Raw genomic sequence first — 15242 nt, 5'->3', positions numbered from 1 at the left:
TCGGGATGAAATATACTTTAACCCGTGCGAATCCGGATGCCGATCAATATCCATTACAAGATCGTCAAATTGTCACTGATCCCCTTGAGGAAGAAGTTAATAAAAGTGTGATGATGACACGTCTTGAAGATGTGTTGCATACAGCGGTGAACTGGGGGCGTAAAAACTCTTTGTGGCCATTTAACTTTGGTACTTCATGCTGCTACGTTGAATATGCAACCACATTAACCGGCGTTCATGACTTGTCACGTTTTGGTGCCGAGGTTATTCGTGCTTCACCGCGTCAGGCAGACTTGATGATTGTTGCAGGGACCTGCTTTGTCAAAATGGCACCTGTAATTCAACGTTTGTATGAACAAATGCTTGAGCCTAAATGGGTCATCTCAATGGGTGCTTGTGCTAACTCTGGTGGTATGTACGACATCTATTCCGTGGTTCAAGGTGTAGACAAAATTATTCCTGTTGATGTGTACATCCCAGGTTGTCCACCTCGTCCAGAAGCATTGATTCAAGCATTGATGTTACTTCAAGACCAAATTCAACTAGAGCGCCGTCCACTTTCAGCGGTTATTGGTGATGATCTTCAGCCTGTGTATAAGCCAAAGATGATGCCAGAACGTGACCGTAAAAATGCTGAACGTATTGCGGTGAAAAACTTACGCTCTATGGATGATATTAAATAATTTTAACGATGAGTTTTTGACGTATCCCGTGATGGATATGGTCATCGGAAAAATTGCCAGAATTTGTATTAAATAGGAAGCCAAGCCAATGGCTGAAACTGACATTGCTATGCCAGAATCAACTCCAGTTGATTCACGCCCAGCATTTGCAATCGTAGAAGAGCTCAAAACCAAATTTGGTGAGAACTTTTACGTGCAGGCGACTTTTGAAGAGTTTCCAACAGTCTGGGTTGAGCGCGCACGCGTGCAAGAAGTCCTCATGTTCCTCCGTAAAGTGGAACGTCCTTATGTCATGCTGTTTGACTTGTCAGCGGTAGATGAGCGTTTACGTGTTCACCGCGATGGTTTACCAGCATCTGACTTCACCGTGTTCTATCATTTGTTATCGCTTGAGCGTAACAGTGACATCCGTATCAAAGTTGCGTTGAATGAAAATGATTTAAGCATTCCAACGGCAACCAATATTTGGCCAAATGCCAACTGGTACGAGCGTGAAGCTTACGATATGTTCGGTATCGATTTCGCAGGGCATCCAATGCTCCGTCGTATCTTGTTACCAACCTATTGGGAAGGTCATCCGTTACGTAAAGAATATTCTGCGCGTGCGACAGAATATACGCCGTACATGCAAGACCAGGCAAAGCAAGATTTCGAACAAGAACACTTACGCTTTGTACCAGAAGACTGGGGTCTAAAACGCGGTAATGATGACGAAGACTTCATGTTCTTGAACTTAGGTCCTAACCATCCATCTGCGCACGGTGCGTTCCGTGTGGTATTACAGTTAGACGGCGAAGAAGTCAAAGACTGTGTACCTGATATCGGTTATCACCACCGTGGTGTGGAAAAGATGGCTGAACGTCAAACATGGCATTCATTCATTCCTTATACGGATCGTGTTGACTACTTGGGTGGTTGTGCGCAAAACATGCCATACGTGATGGCTGTTGAGCAAATGGCGGGAATTAAAGTCCCTGAGCGTGCACAAGTCATTCGTGTCATGTTGAACGAATTATTCCGTATCAATAACCACTTATTGTTCTGTGGTACAGCGATTCAGGATGCGGGTGGTATGACGCCTGTATTCTATATGTTCGCAGACCGTCAAAAAGTCTATGACATCGTTGAAGCGATTACCGGTTACCGTATGCACCCAGCATGGTTCCGTATCGGTGGTACAGCACACGACCTTCCAAACAACTGGCAAAAACTTGTTAAAGAATTGCTCGAGTGGATGCCGAAGCGTTTGAACGAGTACTACACTGCTGCACTTAAAAACTCGGTATTTATTGGTCGTACGCGTAACGTTGCGCAATACGATGCTAAATCTGCGTTGGCTTGGGGTGTAACGGGTACAGGTTTACGTGCGACAGGTATTGATTTCGACGTTCGTAAATATCGTCCATACAGTGGTTATGAAAACTTCGACTTTGATATTCCTGTGGAATATGAAGGCGATGCATACGCACGTGTCTTGGTTCACTTCCGTGAAATCACTGAATCATTGAAAATTATTCAACAGTGCTTGGATAACATGCCATCTGGTCCATATAAAGCGGATCATCCATTGGCTGTTCCACCACCAAAAGACAAGACATTACAAGATATTGAAACCTTGATTACGCACTTCTTGAGCGTATCTTGGGGTCCTGTAATGCCAGCAGGCGAGTCTTCATTTATGACTGAAGTTGTGAAGGGTGCGAGTACGTATTACCTCACTTCTGATAAGTCAACCATGAGTTATCGTACGCGTATTCGTACGCCAACGTTCACGCATTTACAGCAAATGCCATCGGTGATTAACGGCAGTCTGGTTTCTGACTTGATCATTTATTTGGCGACCATTGACGTGGTTATGGCTGACGTGGATCGCTAGGGGTAAACGATTATGATGATTTTGACTGATAAAAAACCACGTGTGAATGTTGAAGGAATTTTGACTGCTGACGAAATCCATGAGATTGAACATCACATTGGTCATTACCCATACCCACGTGCAGCCTCTCTGGATGCATTGAAGTGTGTACAGCGCCGTAATGGCTGGGTAGATGACGCACAAATGAATGCGATTGCACAATTGCTCAGCATGAGTGTGGCAGATCTGGAAGGCGTAGCAACGTTCTATAACCGAATCTACCGTCAACCTGTTGGCCGTCACGTGATTTTATTGTGTGACTCGATTGCATGCTTCTTGATGGGTGCAGAAACTTTGGCAGAAGCGTTCCAGCGCGAGTTGGGAATCCAGTATGGACAAACCACAGCAGATGGTCGTTTTACCTTGCTCCCAATTTGCTGTCTAGGCAACTGCGATAAAGGGCCAACCTTAATGATTGATGAAGATACCCACGGTTTAGTGGATGTGTCATCAGTTAAACAGTTATTGGAGAAGTATGTATGAATACTGAACCAAAACCAATTTATGGCGACGGTAATCCAGAAACTCATCCGCTGACTTGGCGTTTGAGCAAACAAGATGCAGTACGTAATGCTGACGAGTACGAAACACTAGAAGGCTATGCAGGCTTTAAAAAAGCACTCGGCATGCCACCAAAAGATGTACTTGAAGTCATTAAAGCTGCGACGGTAAAAGGTCGTGGTGGTGCAGGTTTCCCAGCAGGGATCAAATGGTCATTGATGGCACCAAACGATGGCGGCCCTCGCTATTTGATCTGTAATGCCGATGAAATGGAACCGGGTACCTTTAAAGACCGTTTGTTGATGGAAAAACTTCCACATCAATTGATCGAAGGTATGTTGATCGCTGGTTATACCCTAGAGGCAACTCAAGGTTATATCTTCATCCGTGGCGAATATATCGAAGCTGCTCAATACTTAAATGAAGCATTAGAGCAAATCCGTGCTAAAGGTTACCTAGGCGAAAATATCCTCGGAACTGGCTGGAACTTTGATTTACACGTTCATACCGGTGCAGGCCGTTATATTTGTGGTGAAGAAACTGCATTGATTAACTCGCTTGAAGGCCGTCGTGCCAATCCGCGTACTAAGCCGCCATTCCCGCAAGTTGCAGGTGCATGGGGTCGTCCAACGATTGTAAACAACGTTGAGACCTACAATAACTTGCCAGCAATCATGTTGCGTGGTCCTGAGTGGTATATCAACCTTTCAGCAGGTAAGTCGAAAGATCCAGGCACCAAGATTTATGGTGCATCAGGTAAAGTCAAATTCCCTGGCCTTTGGGAACTTCCATTCGGTACAACTGCGCGTGAAGTGATTGAAGAACATGCTGGCGGTATGCGTGATGGTTTGACCTTGAAAGCTTGGTTACCAGGTGGTGCATCAACTGACTTCTTGGCAGCTGAACACATTGACCTACCAATGGATTCTGAAAGCATCATGAAAGCAGGTTCACGTTTAGGTACGTGTCTGTTGATGGTGGTCGATGAAACTCAATGTATGGTCTCTGCTACACGTAATTTAGAAGAATTCTTTGCGCGTGAATCATGTGGTTTCTGTACGCCATGCCGTGATGGTTTACCTTGGGCAGTTAAAGCGCTTAAAGCACTGGAAACAGGCGAAGGTAAGAAAGAAGATATCGACCATTTACAAGAGCTTACTCGTAAATTATGGATTGGTAAAACTTTCTGTGCTCACGCACCAGGTGCGATGGAGCCGCTTATGGGCGCACTTAAATATTTCCGTAACGAGTTTGAAGCTAAGGTTAAAACCCATGCTCCAGCTCTAGACGTAGAACAAGCTTAAGGAATTCGACTATGGCTACAATTCATGTCGATGGAAAATCGTATGAAGTCAACGGCTCAGAAAACTTGCTACAAGCATGTCTTAGCCTTGGCATCGACATCCCGTATTTTTGTTGGCACCCATCCTTAGGTTCTGTTGGTTCTTGTCGTCAATGTGCGGTGACTCAGTATGCGAATCCTGAGGACACACGTGGACGCTTGGTGATGTCATGTATGACACCTGCTGCCGACAATACCTATATCTCGATTGAAGACAAAGAAGCAACGGATTTCCGTGCGTCGATCGTTGAATTCTTGATGACGAACCACCCACACGACTGCCCAGTCTGTGAAGAAGGTGGTCATTGTCATTTACAAGATATGACGGTGATGACTCAGCACGATCGTCGTCGCTACCGCTTTACCAAACGTACTCACTATAACCAAGAGTTAGGTTCGTTTATTGCGCATGAGATGAACCGTTGTATCGCGTGCTACCGTTGTGTGCGTTACTACAAAGATTATGCTGGCGGTACTGACTTTGGTGTTTATGCCAATGCTTCACGTGTGTATTTCGGTCGTCCAGAATCAGGCACTTTAGAATCTGAATTCTCGGGTAACCTGACTGAAGTCTGCCCAACAGGTGTATTCACGGATAAGACGCATTCAGCACGTTATAACCGTAAATGGGACATGCAGTATGCGCCAAGCGTATGCTTCGGCTGTTCTTCTGGTTGTAATATCTCTCCGGGTGAGCGTTATGGCGAAATCCGTCGTGTTGAAAACCGTTTCAACGGTTCAGTCAACCAATACTTCCTTTGTGATAAAGGTCGTTTTGGTACAGGCTATGTGAACCGTGAAGATCGTCCGCGTCAACCTCAATTCCGCAATGGCGAAACTGTTGCGACTGTGAGTGTGGATCAGGCACTTGATCAGGTGATTGCTCAACTTCAAGGTAAGAAAGTGTTAGGCATTGGTTCACCACGCGCAAGCTTGGAATCAAACTACGCACTTCGAGAACTGGTTGGACAAGACAACTATTCAACAGGTATGTCTCAAAAAGACCAAAACCTAGTTGAGTTAGCTGCATCAATCATGCAAACACAGGGGATCTATAACCCGAACATGCGTGAAATTGAAAGCTATGATGCAGTGTTGATCTTGGGTGAAGATTTAACTCAAACTGCGCCACGTATGGCTTTATCTGTTCGCCAAGCTGCGAAAAATAAAGCGAAAGAAATGGCTGCTGCAACACGTACACCAGATTGGTTAGCTGAACCTGTTCAACGTATTGGTCAAGATGCGAAATCACCAATTTATATCCTTGCTGCAACGCAAACCCGTTTAGAGGATGTTGCAACAGGTGAAGTGGTTGCGTCTCCAAATGACATCGCACGTTTAGGTTTCGCAGTCGCTGCTGCTGTTAAAGGCGAAGCGCTTTCTGGTTTAGCTGATGATGCAAAAGCATTTGCGCAAACCATTGCGGATACCTTGAAAGCTGCGAAAAAGCCATTGATTATCTCTGGTACCAGCTTACAAGATCCTGCCATCATGGAAGCTGCGGCTCAAGTTGCGCAAAACCTCGGTGAACATGCAGGTTTGTCATTGACTGTTCCTGAAGTGAACTCAATGGGCTTAGCTCTGTTTGGTGGCTTAAGTTTAGAACAAGCATTTGCACAAGATTATGATGCTGTCGTTGTCATTGAAAATGATTTGACTCGTCGTTTACCAGTAGCACAAGTGAAAGCTGCATTTGACAAGGCTGAAACTGTGATCGTACTCGATCATAGCGAAACTGAAACCTTGAAACTTGCAGATATCGTACTTTCAGCAGCAAGTTTTGCTGAGGGTGATGGTACTGTTGTGAGCCAAGAAGGCCGTGCACAACGTTTCTATCAAGTGTATGACCCAAGCTACTACAAACCTGAATATGCGATCAAAGAATCTTGGCGCTGGTTACATGCCATTGAGACGGGTCTTAAAGGCAAAGCAGTGGACTGGACTTTACTTGATGATGTGATTGATGACATCGTGAAGAATGTTCCTGTGCTTGAAGCGATTCAAGATGTTGCACCTGATGCGGGTTATCGTATCCACGGTTTGAAGATTGCGCGTGAACCACGTCGTTACTCTGGCCGTACTGCAATGCGTGCGCCGTTATCGATTCATGAGCCTAAACAGCCGACTGATCCTGATTCAGCATTAACGTTCTCAATGGAAGGTTATGTGGGTAATCAGACAGCATCGTCACTGGTACCTTTCGCATGGTCTGCGGGCTGGAACTCACCACAAGCTTGGAACAAATACCAAGATGAAGTGGGCGGTCATTTAAAAGGTGGTGATTCAGGTGTTCGTTTATTCGATCGTTTAGCAAAACGTCCTGCACGTAGCTATGTCGCGCCGTCAGCGGTTGTTGTGAATCCTGAAAGCTTCCGTCTTGTGCCAATGCACCATATTTTTGGTTCTGGCGAATTCACCATTAAAACACCAGCGATGGAATCTCGTATTCCTGAAGCGATGTTTGCTGTGGGCGAGCAAGATGCGACACGTTTAAATGTTCAGGATGGTCAACGTATTACCGTGAAAACGGGCGAGACTAGCATCAGCTTACCTGTACAAGTGATCGAATATTTACCAACAGGTTATATCGGTTATCCAATTGGTCTGGCACCAACAGTTTCATTGGCAGAGCCTGTTTCTGTGGCGGTAGGAGTGTAATTCATGAATCAAGAAATTATACGTCAAACGCCACTTTGGGCTGAGAACTGGCCAATCGCTTATTCAGTGATTCAAGCCATTGTGATCTTGCTGGTGGTGGTTTTGGTTGCTGCGTTAATGTCATTTATTGAGCGTCGTCTCTTGGCATTATGGCAAGACCGTTACGGTCCAAACCGTGTTGGTCCGGGTGGTATGTTCCAGATCGTTGCCGACATGCTCAAGATCATGTTCAAAGAAGACTGGACACCAAAGTTTGCTGATAAGCTGACTTTCCGTTTAGCACCAGCAGTTGCGATGGCAACTGCGGTACTTTCGTTTATGGTTATTCCAGTAAGCCCTACACTGGGCGTTGCGGATATGAGTATCGGCCTATTGTTCTTTATGGCAATGGCGGGTATCGCAGTTTATGCAGTGCTATTTGGTGGTTGGGCATCTAACAACAAATACTCATTACTCGGTGGTCTGCGTTCTGCTGCTCAAACCATTTCTTATGAAGTGTTCTTGGGTATCTCGTTGATGGGTGTGGTTGCAATTGCAGGCTCATTCAACATGCGTGAGATTGTTGAAGCACAACGTGATATGTGGTTCATCATTCCTCAATTCTTAGGCTTCCTGATCTTCGTTGTTGCTGGTGTTGCAGTCACGCATCGTCATCCATTTGACCAACCAGAAGCTGAGCAAGAATTGGCTGAAGGTTACCACGTAGAATATGGTGGTATGAAGTGGGGGATGTTCTTCGTTGCGGAATATGTCAACGTGGTATTGATCTCTGCTTTGATCGTGACTTTATTCTTCGGCGGATGGCTTGCACCATTTAATCTGGAAATTCCATTTGTTCCACCATTATTCTGGTTCATTATCAAAACAGCATTCTTTGTAATGATGTTTGTCTTGGCACGTGGTTCGTTAATGCGTCCTCGTTATGACCAAGTAATGAACTTTGGTTGGAAAGTTTGTTTGCCATTGGCGTTGGTCAACTTGTTAGTGACTGGTGCTGTGATTCTGATGAATCAGGCCTAGGACAGCAGGGAGTACAAAATGTATAAAATTCTAGCTGGCTTTGGATCGATTGTACGTTCGTTATGGATGGTGTTCAGCCATGTAACGCGTAAACGTGACACGATCTTATATCCAGAAGTACCAGGTGAACAAATTGCACCTCCACGCTATCGTGGTCGTATCGTGTTAACACGTGACCCAGATGGTGAAGAGCGTTGTGTGGCATGTAACCTTTGTGCGGTTGCTTGTCCTGTTGGCTGTATTTCATTACAGAAAGCGGAAAAAGAAGATGGACGTTGGTATCCAGAATTTTTCCGTATCAACTTTTCACGCTGCATTTTCTGCGGTATGTGTGAAGAAGCTTGCCCGACCACTGCGATTCAAATGACACCAGATTTCGAACTCGGTGAATATGTACGTCAAGACTTGGTATATGAGAAAGAAAACTTACTCATCTCTGGACCAGGTAAATATCCTGACTACAACTTCTACCGTGTCACTGGTATGGCAGTAAGCGGTAAAGAAAAAGGTCAAGCACAAAAAGAAAGTGCACCAGTTGATGTACGGAGCTTATTACCATGATGTGGCCATTTTATTTGATGGCACTCGTGGCCATTGTTTCGACAGTACGTGTTGTGACCAACACCAATCCTGTGCATGCATTATTAAGTTTGATCGTTTCTCTTCTTGCTGTTGCAGGCATTTTCATGATCGTAGGCGCGCCATTTGCTGGTGCGCTTGAGATCATCGTTTATGCGGGTGCAATCATGGTCTTGTTCGTCTTCGTTGTCATGATGTTAAATCTAGGCCAGGATACGATCGAACAGGAAAGTAAATGGTTGACCTCAGATGCATGGGCATATCCTGCACTCATGAGCTTCTTGTTGGGCTTAATCCTGGTGTGGATGTTAGGCGGTGAATACACCACAATTTCTGCGCCAATGGGTACAGAAGTTGTTGGCCCTAAAGCAGTCGGTCAAGCACTATTTACTCACTATCTATTATTGGTAGAAGTTGCCGCGATGTTATTGCTTGCAGCACTTGTTGCAGCATTCCACTTAGGCAAACGTGAACCAGGTGCAGAAGAGGATAAAGAATAATGGGACACATCCCTTTAGAACATGGTTTGATCGTTGCAACCATCCTTTTTGCACTCGGTTTTTACGGTGTGATGGTGCGACGCAACCTATTATTTATGCTAATGAGCCTTGAAATCATGATGAATGCCGCTGCGTTGGCATTCGTTTTGGCAGGTAGTGTTTGGGCACAGCCAGATGGACAAGTCATGTTCATCCTGATTCTGACCCTTGCTGCAGCAGAGGCATGTATCGGTCTTGCGATCGTCCTTCAGTTTTATCATCGCTTCCATCATCTGGATGTGGATGCTGCTAGTGAGATGCGCGGATGAGTACATTATATTTAACCGTTTTATTCCCGCTCATTGGTTTTATCCTTTTAGCGGCAGGGCGTGACAAACTTTCTGAAAATGTAGCTGCCATTATTGGTGTCGGTTCAGTCGGTTTATCTGCGTTATTTGCTTTAATTGCTGGTCTTGCATTTACCAGCAGCGGTCAAACCGTTTTTGTTCAGCACTTATGGACGTGGTTCAGTGTTGGCGGTTTTGAGCCAGGTATCAGCTTGCACCTTGATGGCTTGTCATTATTGATGACAGGTATGGTCACTGGTGTTGGCTTCCTGATTCACATTTTCGCATCATGGTATATGCGTGGTGAAGAAGGCTATGCGCGTTTCTTCTCTTATTTCAACCTGTTCGTTGCCAGCATGTTGTTGTTGGTATTGGGTGATAACCTTGCGTTATTGTTCTTGGGTTGGGAAGGCGTAGGTCTGTGCTCATATCTCTTGATTGGTTTCTACTACTCAAACCCTGCAAATGGTTGGGCAGCAATCAAGGCATTCACCGTAACACGTGTGGGTGACGTATTCTTACTCATCGCATTGTTCCTGATTTATCAACAGTTTGGTACTTTGAATATTCAGTACATCGTTGAAAATGCAGCAACTGTGATGACGCAAAGCTCATCATTGTCAATCTGGACAGCATTGATGTTGTTCTTGGGTGCAGCAGGTAAATCTGCGCAAATCCCATTGCAAACATGGTTGGCAGATGCGATGGCTGGTCCTACACCAGTATCTGCATTGATCCACGCTGCGACAATGGTTACAGCGGGTGTGTACTTATGCTGCCGTATGTTCTCTGTGATGGAAATGGCACCAGAAGTGATGCAGTTCATCTCGATTACAGGTGCAGTGACCTTGCTTGTGGCTGGTTTTGCAGCATTGGTTCAAACCGATATCAAACGTATTCTGGCTTACTCAACCATGAGTCAGCTCGGTTATATGTTTATGGCGGTGGGTGCTGAAGCGTACCAAGCAGGTTTATTCCACATGCTTGCTCACGCATTCTTCAAAGCATTATTGTTCCTTTCTTCAGGTGCCGTAATTCTTGCATGTCATCACGAACAAAACATTTTCAAAATGGGTGGATTACGTCACAAGATTCCATTCGTATTCTGGTGTTTCGTGATCGGTGGTGGCGCATTGGCAGCACTTCCAATCGTAACGGTTGGCTTCTTCTCTAAAGATGCGATCTTGGGCGCGGTATATGCTCAATCGACCATTGCAAACCTTCCGCTTTACAATACCTTGTACTGGGTAGGTGTTGCGGGCGCATTCTTAACGTCTATTTATACATTCCGCTTAATCTGGGTCGTATTCTTCGGCGAAGAGAAAACGCATGCACATGCCATTCATGGTGTAACTTATTGGGGCCCGCTTGCGATTCTTGCTGCACTGTCAACAGGTATTGGTTACTTCTTACAAGCGCCAGTTGCCAAGTTATTGACGGCTGCAAATATTCCAAGTTTTGTGATTCCTGAAACATTAGAAGCTGCTGTTTCTCATGCTGAACATTTAGCAAGTGGTGTTGCCCTTGTTGGTCTGGCTGTAGGTATCTTCTTGTTTGCCTTTGCGTATGGTGCAGTTAAATCATTTGCTCAAAGTTCTTTGGGTTCAGGTTTAGCGCATATTTGCCGTACTGCATTTGGTTTTGATGCTTTGTATGACATCGTATTTGTAAAACCTTACTTATTGATTGCGAAAATTTTAGGTCGTGATCCAGTTGATGGTCTATGGTTAGTACTCCCTGCAATTGTGAAGGGCGGTAATAGCTTTACAAGTTCGCGTCAAACAGGTTCATTACGTGAATACGCATCAAGCATGTCACTCGGTGTAGTGGTGTTATTGATGATCTTGATCGTGATTCAGGTTGTGGGGAAATAAAATGGAAAACAATTTAATTTTACCCGCACTGATTTTAGTTCCTTTCATTGCTGGTTTTATTTGCTGGTTGGTTGATAAATTCGACCAGCACTTACCGCGTTGGATTGCCTTAATTGGTATGCTCATTACTTTTGGTTTGGGCATTGCACTTTGGCAAAGTGGTACATATAGCTACGAGTTGGGCGGTAAAGTCCCGACGTGGGCGGCTGAATTCCATCTTCCATGGATTCAGACTTTAGGTATTAGCATTCACTTGGCGGTGGATGGTTTATCTCTTCTTATGGTGTTGTTAACCGCATTACTCGGTGTACTTGCAGTTGGCTGTTCATGGGGTGAGATTCAAAAGAATGTTGGTTTCTTCCATTTAAACTTGCTTTGGAGTTTAGGTGGGGTGATCGGTGTATTCTTGGCGATTGACTTATTCTTGTTCTTCTTCTTCTGGGAGATGATGCTTGTACCAATCTACTTCCTGATTGCGTTATGGGGTCATAAAGGTTCGAATGGTCGTTCACGTGTTTACGCTGCAACCAAATTCTTCCTCTATACACAAATCGCTGGTTTGATCATGTTAATCGGTATCTTGGGCCTCGTGGTCTATGGATACATGATGACAGGCATGATCGGTTTCGATTACAACTATTTATTGGCTGTTGCGAACCACTTACCACCTGAAGTTGCTTATGCATTCATGCTGTGTTTCTTCATCGGCTTTGCGGTGAAATTACCAGTATTCCCATTACACGGCTGGTTGCCTGATGCGCATGCGCAAGCACCAACAGCGGGTTCTGTGGATTTAGCGGGTATCTTGATTAAGACAGCTGCTTACGGTTTGCTTCGTTTCGTAATTCCATTCTTCCCGGCAGCGTCAGCACAATTTGCTGATATCGCCATTATTCTGGGCTTGATTGGTATTTTCTACGGTGCATTCCTTGCTTACCAGCAAACAGATATGAAGCGCTTACTTGCGTATACGTCTATTTCGCACATGGGTTTCATCTTACTTGCAATCTACGCAGGTAATATCCTGACATTCCAAGGCCTCATGATCATGATGTTGGCACATGGCTTGTCATCTGCTGCATTGTTCATTATGTCTGGTCAGGTTTATGAGCGTTTACACACACGTGATTTACGTTTAATGGGCGGCCTTCGTGGTCAGCTTCAATACTTGCCATTCTTCCTGATGTTCTTTGTTGCAGCATTGGTTGGTGTACCAGGTCTAGGTAACTTTATTGGTGAATTCCTGATACTTATGGGTTCATTTAAAGCTTATCCAGCTTTCACCATCATTGCAGCAGTGAGCTTGGTATTTGCTGGTCTTTATGGTCTGATCCTGATTCACAAAGCATTGTTTGGTGAACCAAACCCAGAGCAAAAACAGCACTATACCAGCCCGCTTAAAGATTTATCTGCACGTGAAGTCAGCATTTTGATGATCTGTGTGATCGGCTTAGTTTGGTTAGGTATTTACCCACAAACTTTCTTGGATATGTCACATTCAAGCATGCAGTGGTTAGTAAATAGTTATATGCCAGTACAAGAAGTTGTTGAAACTGTTCAACAGGCTGCAACTCAACTTGAACATGTGGAGATGCAATAAACCATGAACTTCACAATTTCTTTTTCTGAGCTGATGCCTTTAGCTCCAGTGATGATTGTGGCACTGACCGCAATCGTCGTGATGTTGTTGACTGCGATTAAACGTAATCACAACCTCATTGCGACCACTTCGGTTGTCGGTTTAAACCTTGCTGCAATCTTTATTGCATACACCATGTTTACTGGGCACTTTGCGCCAGTAAACGTGATGGGCATGTTTATGGTTGATCCATTTACCATGCTCTATCAATTCCTGATTTTGATTGCTGCTTTAGCGTGCTGTACCTTGTCTCATGCGTATATCGAGACCTATAAGGAAAACCGCGAAGAACTTTACATCTTGTTGCTGTCTTCAGTTGCAGGTGCAATGTTATTGGTTGCTAGTTCGCACTATGCAGCATTCTTCATCAGCTTAGAATTGATGTCGATTCCTGTATACGGCATGTTGGCGTATACCTATCAGCGTAGCCAGTCTTTGGAAGCGGGGATTAAATACCTTGTACTTTCAGCGACTGCGTCTGCAATGTTGTTGATGGGTATGGCGTATATCTATGCTTATACAGGTTCATTGTCATTCTATGACTCTGTTCAGGCATTGTTTACTGCGATCAAACAACCAATGGTGTTATTGGGCTTAGGTTTAATTATCTTTGCTGTTGCATTCAAACTTTCACTTGCGCCATTCCATAAATGGACGCCAGATGTGTATGCCGGTGCGCCGGCGCCAATGGCAACCTTCTTGGCTACGGCTGCGAAAGTTGCAACGATCGGTTTATTTGTTCGTTACTTACTCACTTCTGGTGCGATCCTGATTGAGTCAATTGTGACAGTGATTACCATCATTGCAGTATTGTCGATTGTTGTGGGTAACTTACTTGCAGTACGTCAAGTTAACTTGAAGCGTATCTTGGGTTATTCATCAATTGCACACTTTGGTTATTTGTTGATTGCTTTGATCAGCATGACTTATGCAAGCCTTGGTAGCGTGACGGTTTATGTGATTACTTATGTACTCACTACAATCGGTGCGTTCGGTGCAGTTGCATTAATGTCTAGCCCGTATAACAACGTTGATGAAGCACAAAGTCTTGCAGACTACCGTGGTCTGTTCTGGCGCCGTCCGATCTTGACTGCAACATTAACTGTAATGATGTTGTCTTTAGCAGGTATTCCATTAACTGCAGGCTTTATTGGTAAGTTCCTTGTGGTGATGGCTGCGGTAACCACACAACACTGGTTCCTAGCTGCAATGATCGTTGTGGGTAGTGGTATCGGTTTGTATTACTACTTACGTGTGATGGTTGTGATGTACATGACACCACCAGATGTACCACGTATTGATGCTGATGCACACTGGGGTACTAAAGTGGGTGGCTTGATGGTGCTTGCTGCTGCATTACTTGTATTCGTATTGGGTGTCTACCCAGATCCGATGATTAACCTCGCATTGAAGGCTGAGATCATGTCTCCATTGCACTTTATGTTGTCTCAACAACAGTAATCGTCTGATTTGTACAAAAAAGCCTCCAAAATTGGGGGCTTTTTTATTGCCGAGTAAAAAAACGCTTTATAATAGACAAAGATTAACATTACCTAGGTACTCACTCGTGTCGATTCAAGAAATTCGTCATCCGCTTATTCGCCATAAACTTGGTTTACTACGTCGTTCTGACATCAGTACCAAGAATTTTCGTGAATTAGCGCAAGAAGTCACGATGTTACTGACTTATGAAGCAACAAAGGATCTTCCTGTTGTTGAGCATGAAATTGATGGGTGGGCAGGGAAAGTCTCAACTCAGCGTATCGCAGGGAAGAAAATCACAATTGTACCTATCTTGCGTGCTGGTATTGGGATGTTGGAAGGTGTACTGAGCCTGATCCCAAGTGCGAAAGTGAGTGTTTTGGGTTTAGAGCGTGATGAAGCAACCTTGGAAGTTCGTACTTACTATAAAAAGTTAGTGCCAGATGTTGCCAATCGTTTGGCTATGATCATTGATCCAATGCTTGCGACGGGTAATTCACTCATCGCTGCGATTGATGTATTGAAAGCAAGTGGTTGTAAAGATATTCGTGTTATGGTCTTGGTTGCCGCACCAGAAGGTGTTGCTAAAGTAGAAGCGGCACATCCTGATGTTCGCATTTATACTGCATCGATTGACCAAGGTTTAAATGAAGAAGGTTATATCGTTCCTGGTCTGGGTGATGCAGGCGATAAAATCTTTGGTAGTGTTCAAAAAGACTAATT

13 protein-coding genes are annotated in these 15242 nt (G+C 44.5%); all 13 read left to right on the top strand.

Annotated elements, in window-relative coordinates:
* Nucleotides 1–5 precede the first annotated feature (5 nt).
* The 13 genes from EC846_RS16355 to upp all read left to right on the top strand — a co-directional run bounded on the left by EC846_RS16355 (nucleotide 6) and on the right by upp (nucleotide 15240).
* Nucleotides 6–683: a NuoB/complex I 20 kDa subunit family protein gene (locus tag EC846_RS16355; protein WP_004655450.1), complete on the top strand. Its 678-nt coding sequence runs from the start codon at nucleotides 6–8 to the stop codon at nucleotides 681–683.
* Between the two features lie 88 nt (nucleotides 684–771).
* Nucleotides 772–2559, top strand: a complete 1788-nt coding sequence (nuoC, locus tag EC846_RS16350) for an NADH-quinone oxidoreductase subunit C/D (protein ID WP_004770766.1) — start codon at nucleotides 772–774, stop codon at nucleotides 2557–2559.
* Between the two features lie 12 nt (nucleotides 2560–2571).
* The gene (gene nuoE / locus EC846_RS16345) at nucleotides 2572–3081 is read left to right on the top strand and encodes an NADH-quinone oxidoreductase subunit NuoE (protein WP_004770767.1); all 510 of its coding nucleotides are present in this window, start codon (nucleotides 2572–2574) and stop codon (nucleotides 3079–3081) included.
* On the top strand, nucleotides 3078–4403 hold the full coding sequence (gene nuoF / locus EC846_RS16340) for an NADH-quinone oxidoreductase subunit NuoF (RefSeq protein ID WP_123775790.1): 1326 nt from the start codon (nucleotides 3078–3080) through the stop codon (nucleotides 4401–4403). Before nuoE ends, nuoF begins: the two co-directional genes overlap by 4 nt.
* A gap of 11 nt (nucleotides 4404–4414) precedes the next feature.
* Nucleotides 4415–7099, top strand: a complete 2685-nt coding sequence (gene nuoG / locus EC846_RS16335) for an NADH-quinone oxidoreductase subunit NuoG (RefSeq protein ID WP_123775789.1) — start codon at nucleotides 4415–4417, stop codon at nucleotides 7097–7099.
* A gap of 3 nt (nucleotides 7100–7102) precedes the next feature.
* Nucleotides 7103–8119 carry an NADH-quinone oxidoreductase subunit NuoH gene (gene nuoH / locus EC846_RS16330; RefSeq protein WP_004770773.1) on the top strand — a complete coding sequence of 339 codons (1017 nt, stop codon included), beginning with the start codon at nucleotides 7103–7105 and terminating at the stop codon, nucleotides 8117–8119.
* An 18-nt stretch (nucleotides 8120–8137) separates the two neighbouring features.
* Nucleotides 8138–8680, top strand: coding sequence for an NADH-quinone oxidoreductase subunit NuoI (gene nuoI / locus EC846_RS16325; RefSeq protein WP_004655439.1), 543 nt, complete (start codon nucleotides 8138–8140; stop codon nucleotides 8678–8680).
* Entirely contained in the window at nucleotides 8680–9198 is a 519-nt protein-coding gene (nuoJ, locus tag EC846_RS16320) for an NADH-quinone oxidoreductase subunit J (protein WP_171062196.1), read from the top strand. The genes nuoI and nuoJ overlap by 1 nt, the downstream gene beginning before the upstream one ends.
* Nucleotides 9198–9506 (top strand): NADH-quinone oxidoreductase subunit NuoK, encoded by a 309-nt coding sequence (nuoK, locus tag EC846_RS16315; RefSeq protein ID WP_004770776.1) that lies wholly within the window; start codon nucleotides 9198–9200, stop codon nucleotides 9504–9506. Before nuoJ ends, nuoK begins: the two co-directional genes overlap by 1 nt.
* Entirely contained in the window at nucleotides 9503–11398 is a 1896-nt protein-coding gene (gene nuoL, locus EC846_RS16310) for an NADH-quinone oxidoreductase subunit L (RefSeq protein WP_123775788.1), read from the top strand. Before nuoK ends, nuoL begins: the two co-directional genes overlap by 4 nt.
* A 1-nt stretch (nucleotide 11399) precedes the next feature.
* Complete coding sequence (gene nuoM, locus EC846_RS16305; RefSeq protein ID WP_004770779.1) at nucleotides 11400–12998, top strand: NADH-quinone oxidoreductase subunit M; 1599 nt, start codon at nucleotides 11400–11402, stop codon at nucleotides 12996–12998.
* Nucleotides 12999–13001: 3 nt separating this feature from the next.
* Nucleotides 13002–14498: an NADH-quinone oxidoreductase subunit NuoN gene (nuoN, locus tag EC846_RS16300; protein WP_004770781.1), complete on the top strand. Its 1497-nt coding sequence runs from the start codon at nucleotides 13002–13004 to the stop codon at nucleotides 14496–14498.
* A gap of 106 nt (nucleotides 14499–14604) precedes the next feature.
* Nucleotides 14605–15240, top strand: a complete 636-nt coding sequence (gene upp / locus EC846_RS16295; protein ID WP_004770784.1) for a uracil phosphoribosyltransferase — start codon at nucleotides 14605–14607, stop codon at nucleotides 15238–15240.
* Nucleotides 15241–15242 lie beyond the last annotated feature (2 nt).

The sequence above is a fragment of the Acinetobacter sp. BIGb0102 genome (assembly GCF_003815055.1).
GTDB classification, from domain to species: domain Bacteria; phylum Pseudomonadota; class Gammaproteobacteria; order Pseudomonadales; family Moraxellaceae; genus Acinetobacter; species Acinetobacter vivianii.
Note: the sequence above shows the minus strand (reverse complement) of the source record. Positions and strands in the feature narration are given on the sequence as shown.

Coding starts and splice junctions, on each gene's coding strand:
- nuoH (WP_004770773.1), top strand. CDS start 7,103: ATGAATCAAGAAATTATACGTCAAACGCCACTTTGGGCTGAGAACTGG.
- nuoE (WP_004770767.1), top strand. CDS start 2,572: ATGATGATTTTGACTGATAAAAAACCACGTGTGAATGTTGAAGGAATT.
- EC846_RS16355 (WP_004655450.1), top strand. CDS start 6: ATGAAATATACTTTAACCCGTGCGAATCCGGATGCCGATCAATATCCA.
- nuoN (WP_004770781.1), top strand. CDS start 13,002: ATGAACTTCACAATTTCTTTTTCTGAGCTGATGCCTTTAGCTCCAGTG.
- nuoI (WP_004655439.1), top strand. CDS start 8,138: ATGTATAAAATTCTAGCTGGCTTTGGATCGATTGTACGTTCGTTATGG.
- nuoG (WP_123775789.1), top strand. CDS start 4,415: ATGGCTACAATTCATGTCGATGGAAAATCGTATGAAGTCAACGGCTCA.
- nuoK (WP_004770776.1), top strand. CDS start 9,198: ATGGGACACATCCCTTTAGAACATGGTTTGATCGTTGCAACCATCCTT.
- nuoL (WP_123775788.1), top strand. CDS start 9,503: ATGAGTACATTATATTTAACCGTTTTATTCCCGCTCATTGGTTTTATC.
- nuoF (WP_123775790.1), top strand. CDS start 3,078: ATGAATACTGAACCAAAACCAATTTATGGCGACGGTAATCCAGAAACT.
- nuoJ (WP_171062196.1), top strand. CDS start 8,680: ATGTGGCCATTTTATTTGATGGCACTCGTGGCCATTGTTTCGACAGTA.
- nuoC (WP_004770766.1), top strand. CDS start 772: ATGGCTGAAACTGACATTGCTATGCCAGAATCAACTCCAGTTGATTCA.
- nuoM (WP_004770779.1), top strand. CDS start 11,400: ATGGAAAACAATTTAATTTTACCCGCACTGATTTTAGTTCCTTTCATT.